Below are 17168 nucleotides of genomic sequence, written 5' to 3' on the forward strand. Positions count from 1 at the left end.
ATCAGAAGGTCTCTTCGCGCCCGGACTTGGTCTCCACGACGCGCCAGAGAGCCACGATCGCCTTCTGCCGTTCTGCGTGACCGTCGTCGACGTCCGAGAACGAATCACATAGTTGCCGGAGCACACCGACGCGCGCATCCTGCCCGTCCACTGCATCCGGATCGACCGAACCAAAAGGGCCGGGCTGGTGTACCAGCGTCGCCGGCGCCTGGCCGTTCTTGCACACGCAGATGCGAAAGGTTGCGGTCGTTTCCCGGCTGTCGATTCTGAGTTCACAGGGGGCGAGACCGGGTCCGGTGAACGTCGCCCGCCAGCGCTGCGCCTCGTCCGCTGAAGGACCCGAGATGGTCGACGTCGACACATCGTCGTAGCCCAACTCCGAAAACAGGGCGATCGCGTGAATGCCGTAGAACCGTACCGCGCCACCGCCGGTCGAACTGAACCTTTTCCAGTTCTCGATGCCGGCGCGGTAGTGGTGGGCGAGGAAAGTCCAATCGACGGCGACGCTTTCGGCCGGTTCAGCCAGCGTTGATCTGAGCTTGTCCGCCCACGGGGTGAAGCGGAACGTGTAGCCCACCCGGTACTGCTTGCCCGAATCCTCGACTGCCGCCAGCAAGGAAGCGGCCGACTCGGGGGTTGGCGCCACCGGCTTCTCGAGGATCAGCCGTGAAATGCCAGGCATTTGGGTCAGGCGAGGTATCCACCGTGCCTGATCTTGTGGGCGCAGCGCGATGACCGCTCCGCTCGATCGGCCCAAGGCCGTCTCGACATCGCCGCACCAGAGCACCTCGTCGATGTAGTGGGAGAGTTCGGGCCGGCCACCGAGCGCGGGCCGGTACCGGTCCGGCAACGCAACGTCGTAGCCCGCCTCGATCAGAGCCGGCAGATATCCGTAGATACCGAACCCGGAACCCAGGACCGTGAACACCGCTCACGCATCTTTGAAGTCGTCGGCCGCCAGGATGTCGAAAACCGGGCCCTGGTAATGGTGTTCGGCGAGATACCGACGGATCTCGGTGGAGATATGCCAGGCCAGGTTCAGCAGGGGTGCGGCCTGATGTCCCTGCGCAAACAACTCGTCGTCTGCCACGATGGGGATCCTGGTGCCCGGCACGTAATGTCCGATCTTTATCGAACCCGGTTTCTCGTGTACTGCGACGATCTCGTCGGCGGTCAACCCGAGCAGTTTCACGAGGATCGCCGCCCGACCAGGGAACGCCTTGGCGCGGATCGGACCGTGCTGCGCGACGATCTTCCTGATCTCGCGGCCCTTACGCTCCCTCCACAACTCCACATCGCGGGTGAGTCGACCGAAGTCCTGCAAGAAATTTCGTTCGCGCGCAACGCTTTCGGCTTCGGTTCCGGTGCCGTTGCGCGCGCCGCGTCCGAGCGTGACCCGGATGTTTCCGCCGTAGCGGGCGGGAAACTCGACGTGGACGATGTCGAGCCCAAGTGATTTCGCGATGAAGTCGAACGACCGGTACGAATACGTTCTGGGATGCTCGTGATAGAACGTGTCGAACTGATGCCGATCCAGGACCGCGCCCAGGTAATGGTTCTCGATGACGATCGTCGTCTGCGGTGCCAGCAGAAGTTTGAGCGCGGCGAGCACACCGGACAAGTCCTCGATATGAGCGAACACGTTGGTGAACGTGATCAGATCCGGCAGGCCGACACGATCGCGTATCGCGGTGGCTGTCGCCGCGCTGAGATAGTCCTGGACGACGAAATGGCCCTTCGCGGCCGCGTCACCGCCGGCGCCGGTCGGCTCGATACCGGCGGTCCTCGCCCCGGCTTCCCTGAAGAAATCGAGCAAACTGCCGTCGTTGCAACCGACGTCGAGCACGAGCTTGTCGGATAAGGGCCCGACCCGTTCGACGCATGTCCCCACCAGGCTGCGCATCCCAGACAGCACGTCCGCGGTGAAGCGCGAGCGGTAGTGGTAGTCAACCGGAAACAGATCTTCCTTGGGCACCTGGTAGCGCTGATGGGCGGTGATGCACGTCGGACAGAAGACGATATCGATTGGGTATTCCCGGCATTGGCGAGGATCACCGATCCTGACGAGGTCGTCGCACAGCGGGTGCCTGCCGAGGTCGAGCACCGGCAGCAACTCCTCGCCGCCGCAGACCTCACAGCGCGTGATCTTGGTCAGAGCGTTGTCGGCGGTAGTCGAAGTGGTGGTCATATCACCGATCCGTCGGGCCGTCGTGGGCAGGGCTGAGGAATCTGTCCAACCTATGACCTCCACCATCTGCGTGGTTTCCGGGCCTCTTTCGATGGCGCCATAATTTGTCGCGATTCTATTAAGTTCTCCCGGGGCTTGACCCATACGGTCGAAATTCCGCCGCTGGTCGACCATTGTGACGGTGTGGCGAAAGACTGGGCCGCCGAACAGGCGGCGCGAATCGGGGATGAAATCAGGCGGCTGCGGGAGCCGCGCACAGAGCAGTGGCTATCAGATCGAACGGAGGCGCTGGGATACCGGGTCGCGCATACCACGATCTCGGAGCTCGAGGGTCACCAACGCACCTTCGTGAGCACCGCTGAGTTGGCCGTCCTGGCCAAGGCACTGGATACGGCACCGATCGCGCTGCTGTACCCGCCGTCGCACAGCACCGAGCTCGAGGTGTTGCCGGGAACAGACGCAACGAGTTGGAGTGCAGCCGAATGGTTCTCGGGGCTGACCGACCACCGGCAGCGGGTGGTCGAGAACGTGCGAGCGCTGGTCGAAGACTCCGAGCTGGCGGATCTGACCTCCAAATGGCTCAGGCGAAGCCTCACGAACCGGTACTCGTACAACTTCGAGTGGCTCGGCCGGCCGATCATCCAATATCCGCAGGACATCGTCTGCCTGCAGGAATTGATGTGGTCGGTCAAACCCAACGTGATCGTTGAGACAGGGATCGCGCATGGCGGTTCGCTGGTCCTCAGCGCTTCCATGCTGGCGTTGATCGACTTGTGTGAGGCGATCGCCAACGACACAGCGTTCGATCCGCGTACCCCGAGCCGGCAGGTCATCGGGGTCGATATCGAAATACGCGCCCACAACCGCAGCGCGATCGAAAACCACCCGCTGTCCCGGTACATCACGATGATCGAAGGGTCGAGTGTCGACCCGGCGACCGTTCGCCAGGTGCACGATGCAGCAGCCGGCCGCGGCACTACGCTCGTCTGCCTCGACAGCAACCACACCCACGACCACGTCCTCGCAGAACTTTCGGCATACGCACCGCTGGTGACACCGCAGAGCTACTGCGTGGTGTTCGACACCGTGGTCGACGACATGCCCGACATGTTCCCCGACCGGCCGTGGGGTGAGGGCAACAACCCCAAGACGGCGGTGTGGGAATTTCTCAAGTCGCATTCGGAGTTCGAAATCGACCAGCAGATCCCGCAGAAGCTGCAGATCACCGTCGCGCCTGACGGGTTTCTGCGCCGGGTGCGCTGAGACACGTTCGAGTTTCTGTCGCCGGGTACCTCGGCAATAATCGCGTCGATGTGCGAACATCGTCATCGCCGAGTGCACGCCGGTCCGGAATGGTGCAGAAACCGAAGTCGACCTGCTGACAGGGTTTGAACGTGAACGTCGTACTGAAGTTTTCCCCAGTCGCTCGACGCAATCGCTATCGGGGTCGAGACCGAATGCTGAAAACGATGGCGGCAGATATCGCTTCGACGACCACATGCTCGGCGGTGGACACCCGACTCCACCGGGAGATGGGTGAGGTGGTCGACCGGACTCCGCGAGTCCACAACGTGCCGGATCACTTGCCGATCTACGAGTCCGTGGTCGATCGAACCAGGCCGATTCGGATGCTGGAGGTCGGCAGTTTCTACGGGGACTCGCTACAGATGTGGCAGGAATATCTGCACCCCGATTCGCTGATCATCGGTGTCGACGTCGACTCGAAGTTGGTAAAGATCGCGGATTCAGAAGGCATTCGGGTCCGCATCGGCGGCGGGCAGAGCCATTCTTTACTCCGAGACGTCGCCGAAGAATTCGGTCCCTTCGACGTCATCCTCGACGTGGGAAGTCAAGCGTGTCACCCGATGACCGAAAACTTCCGGAGCCTTTTCGAAATAGCGTTGACGAACCACGGTGTATACATCGTCGAAGACGTTCACTGCGATTATTGGACGATCTACAACAGCTTTACGCTCACCGGTCTACTCCGGGCATTCGTCGACGTCTTGCACGGTCATTACCAGCTGGCAACCAGCCCGGCCAGGTTCCGAGACGGTCACGTTCTCGTGGTCCGCCGGGCGCCGAAGCGATGATCCATGATGTTCGATATGGATAGCGGCGCCCGCGACATTGTGAGCATGCCCCGAGGCGGGCCGGATGCTTCGTGGCTGGACCGGCGCCTGCAGACCGACCGGCTGGAATACCTCGACCGCGACGACGTCGACCACCTCAAGCGCAAGGTCATGAGCGCACTCGACCGCGCCGGGAGGCGACGGTGGATCGGTATACACGGGAAGTGCGCCCGCATGGCGCTGCGCGAAGTCGCCGACGTGCCTTCTCCGAAGATTCTGGAGCTCGGGGCCGGACTCGGCGGGCTGTCGAGCAAGCTGCTGGCGAACCACCCCACCGTTCAGGTGACGGTCACCGATATCGACCCGGCGTTCGTGGCAGGCGTCGTCGAAAGTGACCTCGGCAGCCACCCACGCGCCACCGTCCGCGAAATGGACGCGACCGCGATTGACGCCCCGGACGGCTATTACGACCTGGCGGTGTTCGCTCTGTCGTTGCACCACTTGCCGCCTGAACTCGCGGCGCGAGTGTTCGCGGAAGGGACCAGGGCGGCAAAGCAGTTGTTGATCGTCGACCTGCCCCGGCCACCGGCGCCGCTACATCTGATGTTGTTGGCGGTGGTGCTGCCGCTCACCAGGCTGTCACCGTTGCAGCACGACGGCTTCATCAGCTCGCTTCGCGCCTACAGCCCGTCGGCGCTGCGGGCCATCGCTCATCATGCCGACCCGGCGATCACCGTCGAGTTCCGGTCTCGGCGCGGCCTCGGCCCGACGGTGGCAGTGGCCCGTCGCGCCCGGTGACGCGGCACCCGGGCTGATCGATGGGCAGCTCAGGCGAGGATGCCGTTGACCACGGAAATCAGCCCGACCACGGTGAAGATCGTTATCAGGACCTGCCTTCGGTGCCTCAGCGCCCAGTTGTGCAGCGGACGCAGTAGCGCAAGGGTTTTCGCAGGCGCGACCAGATAGCTGATGAGGGTCATCTCAACAACCGCGAACATCGCGACGACGAACACGAGGACAGCGATGAACTGCGCGCCAACCGAGGCGCCCGAGGACACGATGGACGTGACCACGATGAAGACCAACATGGGCGGTGGAAGCCCGCCCAGGCCGAACACGAATGCCACCCACAAGGCCCCGCTGTCCCACGCGTTTTGGAGTCGGCGAAGCAACCGCCGGAATACCGAGCCGCCCTCTGCCGGCCCGTCTTGTGCAGTACCGAACGGCGATGTCACGGCGTGCGGCGCGGCGGATTCCTGATCGGGCGCCAGCGCGGGAACGTCGCCGGCCGGTGCGGGCACCCGCGCCCGCTCACGTATCGAGCGCACCACCAGATACGCGGCGACCGAAAGCATGAGGAGACCCATGCCGAACTGTATGAACCGGCCGGTAGCACTCTGCCCCGGCGCGGCCATGTCCTTGGAGAAGGTGGACAACGCCGGGGTGTAGTGCAGCACCAGCAGTGGGACCAGCAAGCCGAGAAAGTTCACGATCATGCTGCCCAGCCAGTAAGCCAGCAGATTCTGCACCGGCCGCGGCCGCGAGATCATCAGCACGATGACCGCGAGGAGCACCGGGTTGACCGCGAACATAAAGGCCAACGCCAGCAAGGGACCCCACACGGGCCGAAACACTACCGACCGATAGACCCCATGACGTCACATGGGCGAAGAACTCATGATTCAATGTCGCGCAGCAACCGACAACCTGGACACTGTTTTCGATCTGACGTCTCGTCTGTGCCAGGCCGGCTTACCCTGGAGGACCTTGTGATGGAGCACGGCGTTCGTGTGCTGTGCGCAGCGTTCGGGGCGGGGATGCGGCCGTGACGGTCGCCGCAGGCGGCGCTGGTGCACGCCCGGTTCTGGTGTTCGTGCTAGGCGTGGCCCGGTCCGGGACGTCGGCACTGGCTCGGGTTCTGTCGCTGTGTGGCGGTGCGCTGCCGTCGGCCCTCGTCGGCGCCATGCCCGACAATCCGCTTGGCCATTGGGAGCCGCGCGCAGCCAACGTGATCAACGAAAAGATTCTGCGCCGCATGGGCAGCAGCGGGTTCGATCCGACGATGCGCGCGCAGGAAGGAGGTGCGCTCGACGCGGCAGCCGAGGCCGCCTGTGTCGAAGAGATCCGGGCGTTTCTAGCCAACTTGCCCGACGCGCCGTTCGTGGTGATCAAGGATCCGCGGATATCGCTGCTGACCGGTATGTGGTTCGAGGCCGCGCGCCGGGCTGGATTCGACATCGTGGCCGTGAACGCGGTGCGGCACCCGCAGGAGGTGGTCGCGTCGGTGGCACAGCGCAGCGAAGTTCCCGCGGAACTCTCGAGCGCCTTGTGGTTGAAGGTCAACCTGCTGACCGAGGCGCACACCCGCGACGTGCCTCGCGTGTTCGTCGAGTACGTCAACCTTCTCGAAGACTGGCGCCGGGAAATGAAGCGGGTTTCATCGGCGCTCGGGATCAACCTGGAGACCCGCGATGAGGACGCCATCGAGGAGTTTCTCAAACCGGGTCTTCGCCACGAGCGCCACCAAGGCCCGGTGGCGGACCTGTTCGGTGCGGACTGGATCTCGGCGACCTACGAGTTGTTGCGCGCCGCCGCGCGCGACGAACCGTGGGACCAGTCGTCGCTGGACCGCATTTTCGACGCGTACCGGGTCAACGAACGCGATTTCCGGGCGGTGTTCGACGGCTACCAGCGGATCGAGAAGGTCAACCGCTACTTTCGGCCGTCCGTCATGAAGATGATTTACGAGGTCCGCGCGATCGCCAACCGGCGCCGGGGGACCTGGGCCTGAACCCAGAGTCCCTCTCGACCAACACAACTCGAGCAGGGAGTGCTGCCGACTCGGCGTGACCGAAGGGCCTGTCGCCGTCGCCGCACCGAAACCCACTGCGCACGAGCACCTCTCGGGTGGGCATCTGCCCCCGGCGGGCGGATTACCGGTAGCTGGCGGGCCCAACTGTCGACCGGCGAACGCGCCCGGAGACCTCTTGGCATCGAGAATCGCGACAATAGCGCCGAGCCCCATCTATTCTGCCCCTATGACCCAAAGCCGAATCACGTTGGAGGATTTTATGGCGGGGCGCGGCGCTCCTGCGTTGCCCACGGCACGGAGCGCGAGGTTGCCTTCGTGACCCACGCGGGAAAGAGCGGCGCGCCGGCGCGCCCGGTTGTTCTGTTCGTCATGGGTGCGCCCCGGTCTGGCACGTCGGCGCTGACCCGGGTTCTCTCGTTGTGCGGCGCTGCGCTGCCGGCCAAGATGGCCGGCGCGGACCGCAACAACCAGCGCGGCTACTGGGAACCACGGGAGTCCATCCACCTCAACAACAAAATCGTGCGCCGCCACAACAGCACCGCGTTCGACCCTTCGTTGCGCTTACAGGAGGACGGTGCGTTCGACGCCGAAGAGAAGGCCGCCTGCATAGCCGAAATCGGGAAGTTTTTCGCCACCCTGCCGACCGCGCCGGTGGTGGTCATCAAGGACGGGCATGTCACGCTGCTGTCCGACTTGTGGTTCGAGGCGGCGCGGCAGGCCGGGTTCGACATCGCGGTCGTCATCGCGGTGCGGCGCCCGCAGGAATCCATCCCGTCGGGTGCGGCGGCCTTCCACATCCCGACGGAACTCGGCAGCCCGGTCTGGCTGAAGTACTCGCTGCTGTCCGAGCGGGTCACGCGCGACCTGCCGCGCGTGTTCGTCGACTACGCCAACCTCCTCGACGACTGGCGCCAAGAAGTGAAGCGGATCTCGGTGGCGCTGGGCGTCGAGTTCACCAACCGGGATGAGGGCGCAATCGACGATTTCCTCACGCCGGACCTTCACCGCCAGTCACGCACCGGCCCAGTGGAAGAGCCATTCGGCACAAACTGGTTTTCGGTGGTCGACGAGACGCTGCGCGCGGCCGCCCGGGACGAGCCGGTCGACCAGGCGACGCTGGATCGCGTGTTCGACGGGTATCGGGCGAGCGAACAGGGTTTTCGGGCGGCGTTCGAGACCTATCAACGCCTGTACAAGATCAACCGGGTCATCCGGCCGTCGCTGCTGAAGCTACGCCACGAGATCGTTGCGCTCGCACACCGGCGCCGCGGGACTTGGGCTTAGCCACGCCGCGGGGTGGCGGAACGAAGGCTGGCCCCACCACGCCGCTATCCGTTCGGGCCTGCGCAGAAGTGCGTGGGCGACAGCGCGCGCCTTAACCAGCTCCAGCGGTGCGCGAGGACCACGTCGCAGTCTCGAACTGCCGTGGAGCGACCGACCTTTGGCGTAGATGGCCGACGCCGGACCCGCGCCAGCGCGGCGTCGCCCACATGCGACCGGCGCCTGAGGCGGCCGACGGCGACCGGACACGTCGTGACGAACCGGAATGGGAGTTTCTCAATTTGTGTCTTTGCGTGGACTGATACGGTCAGCCGGTGACTAAGAGCGCCGAGAGCGCGACCCCGGCGCCCGTCGAACGGACCCCGGTGCAACCTACGGGTCCTTCGACTTCGCTGTGGTCTCGCCAGTTCGTTGGTGTGGTCATCGCGATCGGCGGCGTGCTGCTGATGGCGTTCATGGACGGCCCTGTCGCGGTTTATGCGCTTCCGCAGATCCAGGACGAGTTGGGCTTGTCGAACGCCGGGCGCAGCTGGGTGATCACCGCCTACGTGGTGGCCTTCGGCGGCCTGATGCTGCTCGGCGGCCGCCTGGGCGACACCTTCGGCCGTAAACGCATCTTCATCTTCGGGATCGCCTTGTTCACCCTCGCCTCGGCGTTGTGCGGGCTCGCCTGGGACGGACCGGTCCTCGTGGCAGCGAGGTTCCTGCACGGCGCGGCGGCGGCCATCGTGGCGCCGACGGCGATGTCGCTGATCGTCACGACGTTCCCGAAGGGGCCCGTGCGCAACGCGGCAGCGGGGGTGTTCGGCGCGATGAGCGGTGTCGGTGCGGTGGTCGGGCTGGTGGTCGGTCCCGCGCTCACCGAGGTGTCGTGGCGGCTGGCGTTCTTGGTGAACGTGCCGATCGGAGCGTTGGTGATCTACCTGGCCATCACCACGCTGCGGGAAACGCAGACGGAGCGGATGAAGCTCGACGCCAAGGGCGCCGTGCTCGGCACGTTGGCCAGCACCGCTGCGGTGTTCGGCGTCTCGATCGGACCCGAGCAGGGTTGGGGTTCGGCCATCACAATCGGCTCCGGTGTCGTGGCGCTGGTGGCCTTCGTGGCGTTTCTGTTGGTGGAGCGCACGGCCGACAACCCGATCCTGCCGTTCAGCCTGTTCTCCGAGCGCAACCGGCTGGCCATTTACGGCGCCATGTTCTTGGTCGGCGGGGTGAGTTTGACGCTGGCTGTGCTGGTCTCGCTGTATGTGCAAACCATCATGGGCTACAGCCCGCTGCGCGCGGGGATCGCCTTCATCCCGTTCGCTGCCGCGACGACCGTGGGGGTGGTGGCGGCGTCGCGGCTCGTCTCGTGGTTCCCGCCGCGAGCGGTGGTGACTACTGGCGCCAGCCTTGTGGCGGCCGCGCTGCTGTACGGTTCGACGCTGGGCGGCGACGTCCCGTACTTCCCCAACCTTCTGGTCCCGATCGTGCTCGGCGGGATCGGCATCGGCCTGATCAACGTCCCGCTCACGCTGTCGCTGGTGGCCAGTGTCGGCTTCGACCGGATCGGGCCGGCATCAGCGGTGGCACTGATGTTGCAGACCCTCGGCGGACCGTTGGTGTTGGTCGTCGTTCAGGCCGCGGTCACGCTGCGCACACTGGCACTGGGCGGCATCAGCGGACCGCCGGAGTTCATGAACGAGGTGCAGTTGAACGCGTTGGACCAGGGTCTGACCTACGGCCTGCTGTGGTTGGTCGGGGCGGTCGTGCTGCTCGCGGTGGCGGCGCTGTGCATCGGTTACACCGCGCAGGATGTGGCGCGGGTGCAAGAGGCCAGGAAGACGGCCGACAGCGAGGATGTCTAGGCAAGCGCGGGTCGGCCGACCGTACGGAAGCTGAACTCGCGCAACAGAGTCCGATCTGCGGCGGGAAAGCTGTCCGTCGGTGCGGTCGGACGTTTGCCAATACTCTCGATTCCCAGTCAATACCGCCGGTATCGGGTTATGCTGCCGGGCGGCTGGGTTGGGGCGCGGGCTTTCGTGCTCATCGGAGCGGACCGCACGGGAAGCAAAGGTTGGAATCCGCGATGAAGTTTGTGTTGTCGTTCTACGGGACGCGTGGTGATGTCGAGCCCGGCGTCGCCGTGGGCCGCGAGCTGGTGCGCCGTGGACACGACGTGTGCATGGCCGTTTCACCCGACCTGGTCGACTTCGCCGCGGCCGCCGGGCCCGCAGCGGTGCCCTGTGGGCCCGATGTGCGGGTATGGCAGGACGTGAACCGGGACTTCTGGGCCCGGTTTCTGCGCAAGTTCTGGCGGAACTTCTGGCGCATCGGGGATCTCAAAGATCTGCTGCGGGAGGACTGGCGGTTGCTGGCCCAGTGCTGGGATGACGTCAGCACGACGCTGACGGCGCATGCCAAGGACGCCGACCTGTTGTTCACCGGCGTGCTCGGCGAGGAGGCCGCGGGCAACGTCGCAGAGCATTACGGCATTCCATTGGCCACCCTGCACGTATTTCCGATCCGAGCGAACGGCCAACTGGTACCGGGGCTGCCCGCTCGGGCGGGCCGGTCGGTGATGCGGGCGTCGGAGTGGCTGGGCTGGCCCCTGATGAAGAAACTCGACGATCAGCAGCGTCGTGAACTGGGGCTGCCGAAGGCCACCAGCCCCTCGCCGTGGCGCATCGCCGAACGTGGATCGTTGGAAATCCAAGCCTACGACCCGGTGTGCTTTCCGGGGTTGGCGGAGGAATGGGCGGAATGGGATGGCCGGCGACCCTTCGTCGGCGCGCTGACGATGGGGCTTCCGGGTAACGCCGACGACGAGGTCGCCTCATGGATCGCCGCTGGGGCGCCGCCGATTTGCTTTGGCTTCGGTAGCATGCCGGTGGACTCTGCCGCCGACACGCTCGCCATGATCAGCGGGGCGTGCGCGCAGTTGGGTGAACGCGCGTTGGTGTGCGCCGGGTCGAGCGATTTCAGCCACGTCCCCGAATTCGACAACGTCAAGGTGGTCGACACCATGAACTACTCAGCGGCCTTTCCCGCCTGCCGCGCGGTGGTGCACCACGGCGGGGCGGGCACTACGGCCGCGAGCCTGCGCGCCGGGGTACCCACGTTGGTGCTTTCCACGGACCTCGACCAGACGTTGTGGGGAGCGCGGGTCAAGAAGCTCAAAGCGGGAACGGCTCGGCGGTTGTCGGCCACCACCGAGAAGTCGTTGGTCGCAGACCTGCGCACGATCCTTGCACCCGAATGTGTTGCCCGGGCCCGCGAAATCGGTGCCAAGATGATGCAACCCGCCGAAAGCGTCGCGGCCGCCGCCGATGCGCTGGAAGCGTTCGCCCGCGTCCATGTCGCCTGAGCCAGCCTGCCGAACCCGATGAGCGGTCAGATCTTTCGATGAAGTTTGTGCTGGCAACGTATGGAAGCCGCGGTGACATCGAACCGATGGTCGCCGTCGGCCGCGAACTGCTACGCCGCGGGCACGACGTGCAGATGGCCGTCCCGCCCGACCTGATCGGTTTTGCCGAGGCGGCGGGTCCTACCGCCGTGGCCTACGGACCTGATCTGCAGGCCGTTTTGGACGCGCACCGAAACTTCTGGACGCACTTCTTCCGCAACTTCTGGAAGGTGCGGGACCTGGTCAAGCGTCGACGCGAAGTCGTGGAGCCTTTTCTGCAGTGCTGGAAGGACATCATTGCGACGCTGACATCGCTGGCCGAGGGCGCCGACCTGTTGTTCACCGGGGTCAACTTCGAAGACGCCGCAGGCAACGTCGCCGAGTTCTACGACATCCCGTTGGCCACACTGCACTTCTTCCCGCTGCGGGCCAACGGCCAATTCGTCCCGTTTCTGCCTGCGCCGCTGGGTCGTTCGGCAATGAAAGCGGGCGAGTGGTTGGCGTGGCGCAAGGCCAAGAAGGTCGAAGGCGTACAGCGCAGTGAACTGGGCCTCCCGAAGGCCACCGCACCTTCGCCGTGGCGGCTCACCGGACGCGGTTGCCTGGAAATCCAGGCCTACGACGAGGTTTGCTTCGCGGGGCTGGCCGAAGAATGGGCGCAATGGACGGACCAGCGTCCCTTCGTCGGCGCCCTGACATTGGACCTGCCCGCCGACGCCGACGACGAGGTCGCATCGTGGATCGCCGCGGGCGCACCGCCGATCTTCTTCGGCTTCGGCAGCTTGCCGGTCGAATCCGGCACCGAGACGCTCGAGATGATCACCGCGGCGTGCGCCCAGTTGGGCGAGCGGGCCCTGGTTTGTTCGGCCGGAACTGAATTCTGCAGGGTTCCCGAAGCCGACCACGTCAAAGTCGTTACCGCAATGAACTACTCGGCCGCGTTTCCGGCCTGCCGCGCGGTCGTACACCACGGCGGCACGGGCACCACCGCAGCGGGTCTGCGCGCCGGGGTACCCACGTTGATCCTCTCGACGGATCTCGATCAAACGCTGTGGGGGACTCGGATCAAGCGACTCAAAGTGGGCACTGCTCGACGCTTTTCGGCGACCGACGAGAAAACGTTGGTCTCAGATCTGCGCATGATCCTTGAGCCGCAATATGGAACAAGGGCCCGCGAAGTCGCCGCTCTGATGACCAAGCCGGCCGAAAGCGTCGCCACCGCAGCCGACCTGGTGGAGAAGCTCGCTACTCGAGGACGCCCGCGCTGACGCACGGTTGGGGTGGGCAAACGTTATCGCACAACGGGCTTAGGCAGGGCCGGGCGCCTACTTCGATCCCGAGTTGCTCGAATAGGTGTCTTCGGTAGCGACCGGGCACCCCGATGCCGATGTTCCTTGCGAACCCGATGCGATGTCCCTGACCGCGCGGACCTTGATGCGCGCGCCGCGGTGTGGCACGAAGGTGACGTGCTTCAACTTCTGCTTCTCGTCGGGATCGGTGGTGGTGCACAGTTCGACCCGGCGCAGGATCTCCCGCAGCACGACGTGCGTCTCGACCATCGCGAACGTGGCTCCCAGGCAGCGGCGATTTCCGCCGCCGAACGGCAGATAGGTGGTCGGGCTCAGCGAGGCGCCCAGCATCCGGTCCGGGTCGAACCGCTGCGGATCGGGATACAGTTCGGCGCTCGCATGCACCAACCCGATCGACACGTCGACCGTTGTGCCCGCCGGCAGTCGGTATCCGCCCACCTCGGTCGGTTCGGTCAGCACCCGGGCGGTACTGAATATCACCGGGCGGATCCGCAGCGTCTCTTTCACCACGGCGTCGAGGTATTCGTCGCCGGCCGGATCGCCGGCGGCGCTCGCGTCTGCGGCGCGCACTGCCTTGGCCAACGCGTCGGGGTGACGAACGAGCCGCTCCAGTGCCCAAGCCAGCGACGTCGCGGTCGTTTCGTGCCCGGCCAGGATCAGCGTCAGAAGCTGGTCGCGCAGTTCGCGGTCGTCCATCGTGCCGCCGTCTTCGTCGGCGGCGCGGACCAGTATGGCGAGTGAGTCGGTGCGTTCGGCCAGGTCGGGATCGGCGCGGCGGTCGGCGATCTCGGCGTAAAGCAGCTCATCGACTTCCGCGAACCGTTGGCGCAACGCTCGCCACGGTCGCCAACCCTGCAGCTTCGGCTTGGCAACCGCCAGCGTCTCCCACGGGGTCAGATACAGCAGCCGCGGAACGACTTCGCGTAGTGCGGCCAGCCGCTCCGGCTTCGTTGCGCCGACGACGGTGCGCAGGATCACCTCGAGCGCGATCTCGGCCGTCCTTGGCGCCGCCGGAAAGGTCTTGCCCACCGGCCATCCCGCGATGTTCTCGGCAGCGATCGAGATCATCGCATCGGTCTGGCGCGCGACCGCATCGCGCGCGAACGCAGGCATCATGAGGCGGCGCCGGTCGCGGTGTTCGTCCTCGTCGATCACGAACAACGAGCTGTCACCGAGCACCCCGCGCAGAATCTCGTGTCCTTCGCCGGAATGAAAAACCCTGGGGTCACCGACGAACACCGTTTTGATGGCGGCGGGGTCCGCGACATAGACCACCTTGCCCACCAGCGGTTGGCGCAGCGTGAAGATATCGCCGTAGCGGCGCTGACATGCGCTGAAGTAGTCCAAGCCGTGCCGCAGCATCAATGCCGACTGCGCCAGCATGGGAAGCCGAGGGCCAGGGGGTAGGACACTTTGCGTGGTTTCGCTCATCTGCGGTCCTAGCTACTAGACGGTTCGAAAGCCGACCCACCGAACACCTCGAACTGCAACTGGCGTGGATTTGCCGTCGGCGATCCTCGCTGCGAGCGGATCCAGTGGTGCAGATCAGGAGGCTCACGGTGATTACAACATAACGAGTATGGAATCGAACGTACATGCTCCGGCGGCCAGACATACCCGCCGATGCGAAAACGGGTCGGTTCAGTGACGTGGCAGTCCGCATCGTGGCGCGAGATAACCCAGGCGGCAACAGAATTGGTGCGAGCACCGTGACGATACACAATCGCGGGGACCCGTCGACCGCGGTGGCGGCCACATCGAACTGCGAGGGCCGGCGATCGTTGACCGGCTGCGTAACGCAGGCCCGTTCCACCTCGCCCACTGCTCAGGCCACGTCTGCGCCGGGCTAAGCACCGACGGCCGGCACGGCGATGAAGCGCGAGGCTCGCTGGCTGAGGCCAGGCCCCCTGCACGCCAACTGACGGCCACGTTATTATTGGTGCTTCCGCGGCATCAGCCACCGCGGAAGCCGAGCCAATGTCGAAGGGTGGACGCCGTTTTGAACCCGAGGCGGTTGGGGTCCGACCGAGCGAGCTCGGACGGGCACCCCGTGACGTGACATCGAGTCCGTTGAACGTAACGCTCAGGTGAGCAAACGTCATGGTAGGCGGCGTAGCAAAACGCCGCGATGACGCCGAAAACGCCGCTGAACGGCAACCGGCGAACCGCCGCGAACTGCTGTTCAAAGGCCGCTCGCCATGAGCTTCGCGGACCTTGCTGATTTTCTGTTTCGGAGGCCGGGTCGCGGCCATTTCGCTTCGCGCAGCTCGTTACTATAATGCGACGTAGTTAACACCCGGGATTTTCTCCAAACCACGAACCGGGTCCGTTGACCTCCGATAGATTTAGAACATGTTCCACTTGTGTCGACTAGATGACCTGGAGAACTGTTGAGCATCAATCCTTTCGACGACGACAAGGGCACCTTTCTGGTGTTGGTCAACGACGAAGAGCAACACAGCCTGTGGCCGTCCTTTGCCGATGTTCCAGCAGGGTGGCGGGTGGTATACGGCGAGGCGGACCGCCCCTCTTGCTTGGAGTACATAGAACAAAACTGGCCCGATATACGACCGAAAAGTCTGCGTGAGAGGTTGGCACAGGGCAGGACTATTGATAACTAAGCCGCGGAGGCAGTCCGATGGAAAGGGATAACAGGACACTTCCGCTCACGCGAGGCCAGCTGGATATTTGGCTTGCCCAGGAAACCGGACGGTCCGGTGTCAAGTGGCAGCTGGGGATGCTTGGGCTAATCGAAGGCCCAATCAAGCACGATTTGCTGGAGCGGGCAGTTCGTCATGTGGTGGGCGAGGCCGAGCCGCTCCGAGCTGCGTTTTTCGAGGCAGAGGGCCAGGTTTTCCAGCAAGTCATGGATTACCCGGACACCGAGCTCGCGTACTACGACCTCACCAACTCATCGGACCCTGCCCGCGACGCGTACCGGACGGCGTCAGCGATCCAACGCACTGTGCTGCCGCTGAGCGGTCCGCTGTTCAGATTCGCGTTGTTCCAGACACGGCCCGAGCAGTTCTATTTCTTTGTCTGCTGCCACCACATAGTTATCGATGGAATAGGCATGGGCATTGTCTGCCATCGAATTGCTTCGGTCTATTCTGCAATGGCCGTCGGCGAACCGATTCCGCCTCCTATTTTCGGGTCACTTCGCAGCCTCATTGATTGCGAATTGGAATACGAGGCCTCCGACGATTACGCCGAGGACCAAGCCTATTGGGCAAACAACATTCCACAGGAAACCGAGGCGCCGCACGGTCCGGTACCCAACATCGCCGACCGAGCCAACGAATATGAGCCCTCGGCACCCGTCCAGTTGGATCCCGCGGTCGTCGCCAAAGCCCGCGATTTATCGCACGCGCTGGGGGTGCGCCGGGCGTCGGTGATCGCAGCGGCGTGCGCGCTTCTGGTGCACGGCGAAATCGGCGGGTCTGAAGTCGTCCTCGATTTTCCGGTGAGTAGGCGGGTGCGCCCAGAGGCACTGATGGTGCCGGGCATGATTTCGGGCGTCGTGCCCCTAGTTTTAAAAGTGTCCGCGCAAACAACGGTCGGCGATTTTTGCGCACACGTCGACAAACAGATACAAGAAGCGCTACGGCATCAACGGTTCCCGGTCCGCGCTATTGAGAACAAGGGACGTTTCGACGGCATAGGCCAGTCATCGAACCGGGCGGTTATCAATTTCATCCCGACCACGCGGCTTGCCGACTTTGCCGGCGCCGCGGGGTCAGGAACGGTCACCCACACCGGCCTAGTGGATCAGTTCGGGCTGGTCATCATCCGCAACGATGAAGAGCTATTCCTCAGCACGTCGGGTGTCGGGGAACTGTTCGCCGACTGCGACGCTCGCGACCTGGCGGACCGATTCGAATGTGTGCTGCAGTCGATGACCGCCGACCCTGCGCGAGTGCTTTCGACGATGGAAGTCCACGACTGGGCCGAGCAACCCCTTCTCGATGAGTGGGGTAACCGCGCGGCGCTGGATTCGACCGTCGGCGGTACCTCGATTCCGGCGTTGTTCGCCGAGCAGGTGGCCCGTGACCCTACCGCGGTGGCGGTGCGTTGTGGTGCGGCGTCGTTGACCTACGGCGAGCTCGAAGCGGCCTCGGAT

The 17168-nt window shown here is 64.5% G+C and carries 14 protein-coding genes; 10 read left to right on the forward strand and 4 right to left on the reverse strand.

Features of this window, described 5'->3' with window-relative positions:
- Position 1 precedes the first annotated feature (1 nt).
- A complete protein-coding gene (locus ABQF13_RS22845; RefSeq protein WP_448395077.1) occupies positions 2–850 on the reverse strand; it encodes a Gfo/Idh/MocA family oxidoreductase in 849 nt (282 codons plus the stop codon).
- A gap of 81 nt (positions 851–931) precedes the next feature.
- Positions 932–2188: a class I SAM-dependent methyltransferase gene (locus tag ABQF13_RS22850; RefSeq protein ID WP_448395078.1), complete on the reverse strand. Its 1257-nt coding sequence runs from the start codon at positions 2186–2188 to the stop codon at positions 932–934.
- Positions 2189–2371: 183 nt separating this feature from the next.
- On the opposite strand from ABQF13_RS22850, the gene ABQF13_RS22855 reads away from it, so the two are divergent.
- The 3 genes from ABQF13_RS22855 (at position 2372) to ABQF13_RS22865 (ending at position 5058) form a co-directional block, all read left to right on the forward strand.
- Positions 2372–3451, forward strand: coding sequence for a CmcI family methyltransferase (locus ABQF13_RS22855; RefSeq protein WP_448395079.1), 1080 nt, complete (start codon positions 2372–2374; stop codon positions 3449–3451).
- A 131-nt stretch (positions 3452–3582) separates the two neighbouring features.
- Entirely contained in the window at positions 3583–4281 is a 699-nt protein-coding gene (locus ABQF13_RS22860; protein ID WP_448395080.1) for an O-methyltransferase, read from the forward strand.
- Positions 4282–4296: 15 nt separating this feature from the next.
- Positions 4297–5058, forward strand: a complete 762-nt coding sequence (locus tag ABQF13_RS22865; protein ID WP_448395081.1) for a class I SAM-dependent methyltransferase — start codon at positions 4297–4299, stop codon at positions 5056–5058.
- 29 nt (positions 5059–5087) lie between these two features.
- Here the strand turns inward: ABQF13_RS22865 and ABQF13_RS22870 are convergent, their stop codons facing one another.
- Positions 5088–5882: a GAP family protein gene (locus tag ABQF13_RS22870; protein WP_448395082.1), complete on the reverse strand. Its 795-nt coding sequence runs from the start codon at positions 5880–5882 to the stop codon at positions 5088–5090.
- A 203-nt stretch (positions 5883–6085) separates the two neighbouring features.
- Here ABQF13_RS22870 and ABQF13_RS22875 point away from each other — a divergent pair, with 203 nt between their 5' ends.
- The 5 genes from ABQF13_RS22875 (at position 6086) to ABQF13_RS22895 (ending at position 13006) form a co-directional block, all read left to right on the forward strand.
- Positions 6086–7051, forward strand: coding sequence for a sulfotransferase family protein (locus ABQF13_RS22875; RefSeq protein ID WP_448395083.1), 966 nt, complete (start codon positions 6086–6088; stop codon positions 7049–7051).
- Positions 7052–7441: 390 nt separating this feature from the next.
- The gene (locus ABQF13_RS22880) at positions 7442–8356 is read left to right on the forward strand and encodes a sulfotransferase family protein (protein ID WP_448395094.1); all 915 of its coding nucleotides are present in this window, start codon (positions 7442–7444) and stop codon (positions 8354–8356) included.
- A gap of 443 nt (positions 8357–8799) precedes the next feature.
- Positions 8800–10200, forward strand: coding sequence for an MFS transporter (locus ABQF13_RS22885; RefSeq protein WP_448395095.1), 1401 nt, complete (start codon positions 8800–8802; stop codon positions 10198–10200).
- A gap of 221 nt (positions 10201–10421) precedes the next feature.
- A complete protein-coding gene (locus ABQF13_RS22890) occupies positions 10422–11699 on the forward strand; it encodes a glycosyltransferase (protein WP_448395084.1) in 1278 nt (425 codons plus the stop codon).
- Positions 11700–11737: 38 nt separating this feature from the next.
- Positions 11738–13006 (forward strand): glycosyltransferase, encoded by a 1269-nt coding sequence (locus ABQF13_RS22895; protein WP_448395085.1) that lies wholly within the window; start codon positions 11738–11740, stop codon positions 13004–13006.
- A 57-nt stretch (positions 13007–13063) separates the two neighbouring features.
- On the opposite strand, the gene ABQF13_RS22900 is transcribed toward ABQF13_RS22895, so the two are convergent.
- On the reverse strand, positions 13064–14479 hold the full coding sequence (locus tag ABQF13_RS22900) for a cytochrome P450 (protein ID WP_448395086.1): 1416 nt from the start codon (positions 14477–14479) through the stop codon (positions 13064–13066).
- Between the two features lie 959 nt (positions 14480–15438).
- On the opposite strand from ABQF13_RS22900, the gene ABQF13_RS22905 reads away from it, so the two are divergent.
- Together ABQF13_RS22905 and ABQF13_RS22910 are read left to right on the forward strand one after the other, a co-directional pair.
- Positions 15439–15669, forward strand: coding sequence for an MbtH family protein (locus ABQF13_RS22905; RefSeq protein WP_448395087.1), 231 nt, complete (start codon positions 15439–15441; stop codon positions 15667–15669).
- A 17-nt stretch (positions 15670–15686) separates the two neighbouring features.
- The coding region (locus ABQF13_RS22910) for a condensation domain-containing protein (RefSeq protein ID WP_448395088.1) at positions 15687–17168 on the forward strand (1482 nt) is incomplete at its 3' end.

This window comes from Mycolicibacterium sp. XJ879 (assembly GCF_053483935.1).

Bases quoted from the DNA above. Each gene is read 5' to 3' on its own strand.
- ABQF13_RS22850 (WP_448395078.1), bottom strand. From the start codon at position 2,188: ATGACCACCACTTCGACTACCGCCGACAACGCTCTGACCAAGATCACG.
- ABQF13_RS22865 (WP_448395081.1), top strand. From the start codon at position 4,297: ATGGATAGCGGCGCCCGCGACATTGTGAGCATGCCCCGAGGCGGGCCG.
- ABQF13_RS22880 (WP_448395094.1), top strand. From the start codon at position 7,442: ATGGGTGCGCCCCGGTCTGGCACGTCGGCGCTGACCCGGGTTCTCTCG.
- ABQF13_RS22885 (WP_448395095.1), top strand. From the start codon at position 8,800: ATGGCGTTCATGGACGGCCCTGTCGCGGTTTATGCGCTTCCGCAGATC.
- ABQF13_RS22890 (WP_448395084.1), top strand. From the start codon at position 10,422: ATGAAGTTTGTGTTGTCGTTCTACGGGACGCGTGGTGATGTCGAGCCC.
- ABQF13_RS22895 (WP_448395085.1), top strand. From the start codon at position 11,738: ATGAAGTTTGTGCTGGCAACGTATGGAAGCCGCGGTGACATCGAACCG.
- ABQF13_RS22900 (WP_448395086.1), bottom strand. From the start codon at position 14,479: ATGAGCGAAACCACGCAAAGTGTCCTACCCCCTGGCCCTCGGCTTCCC.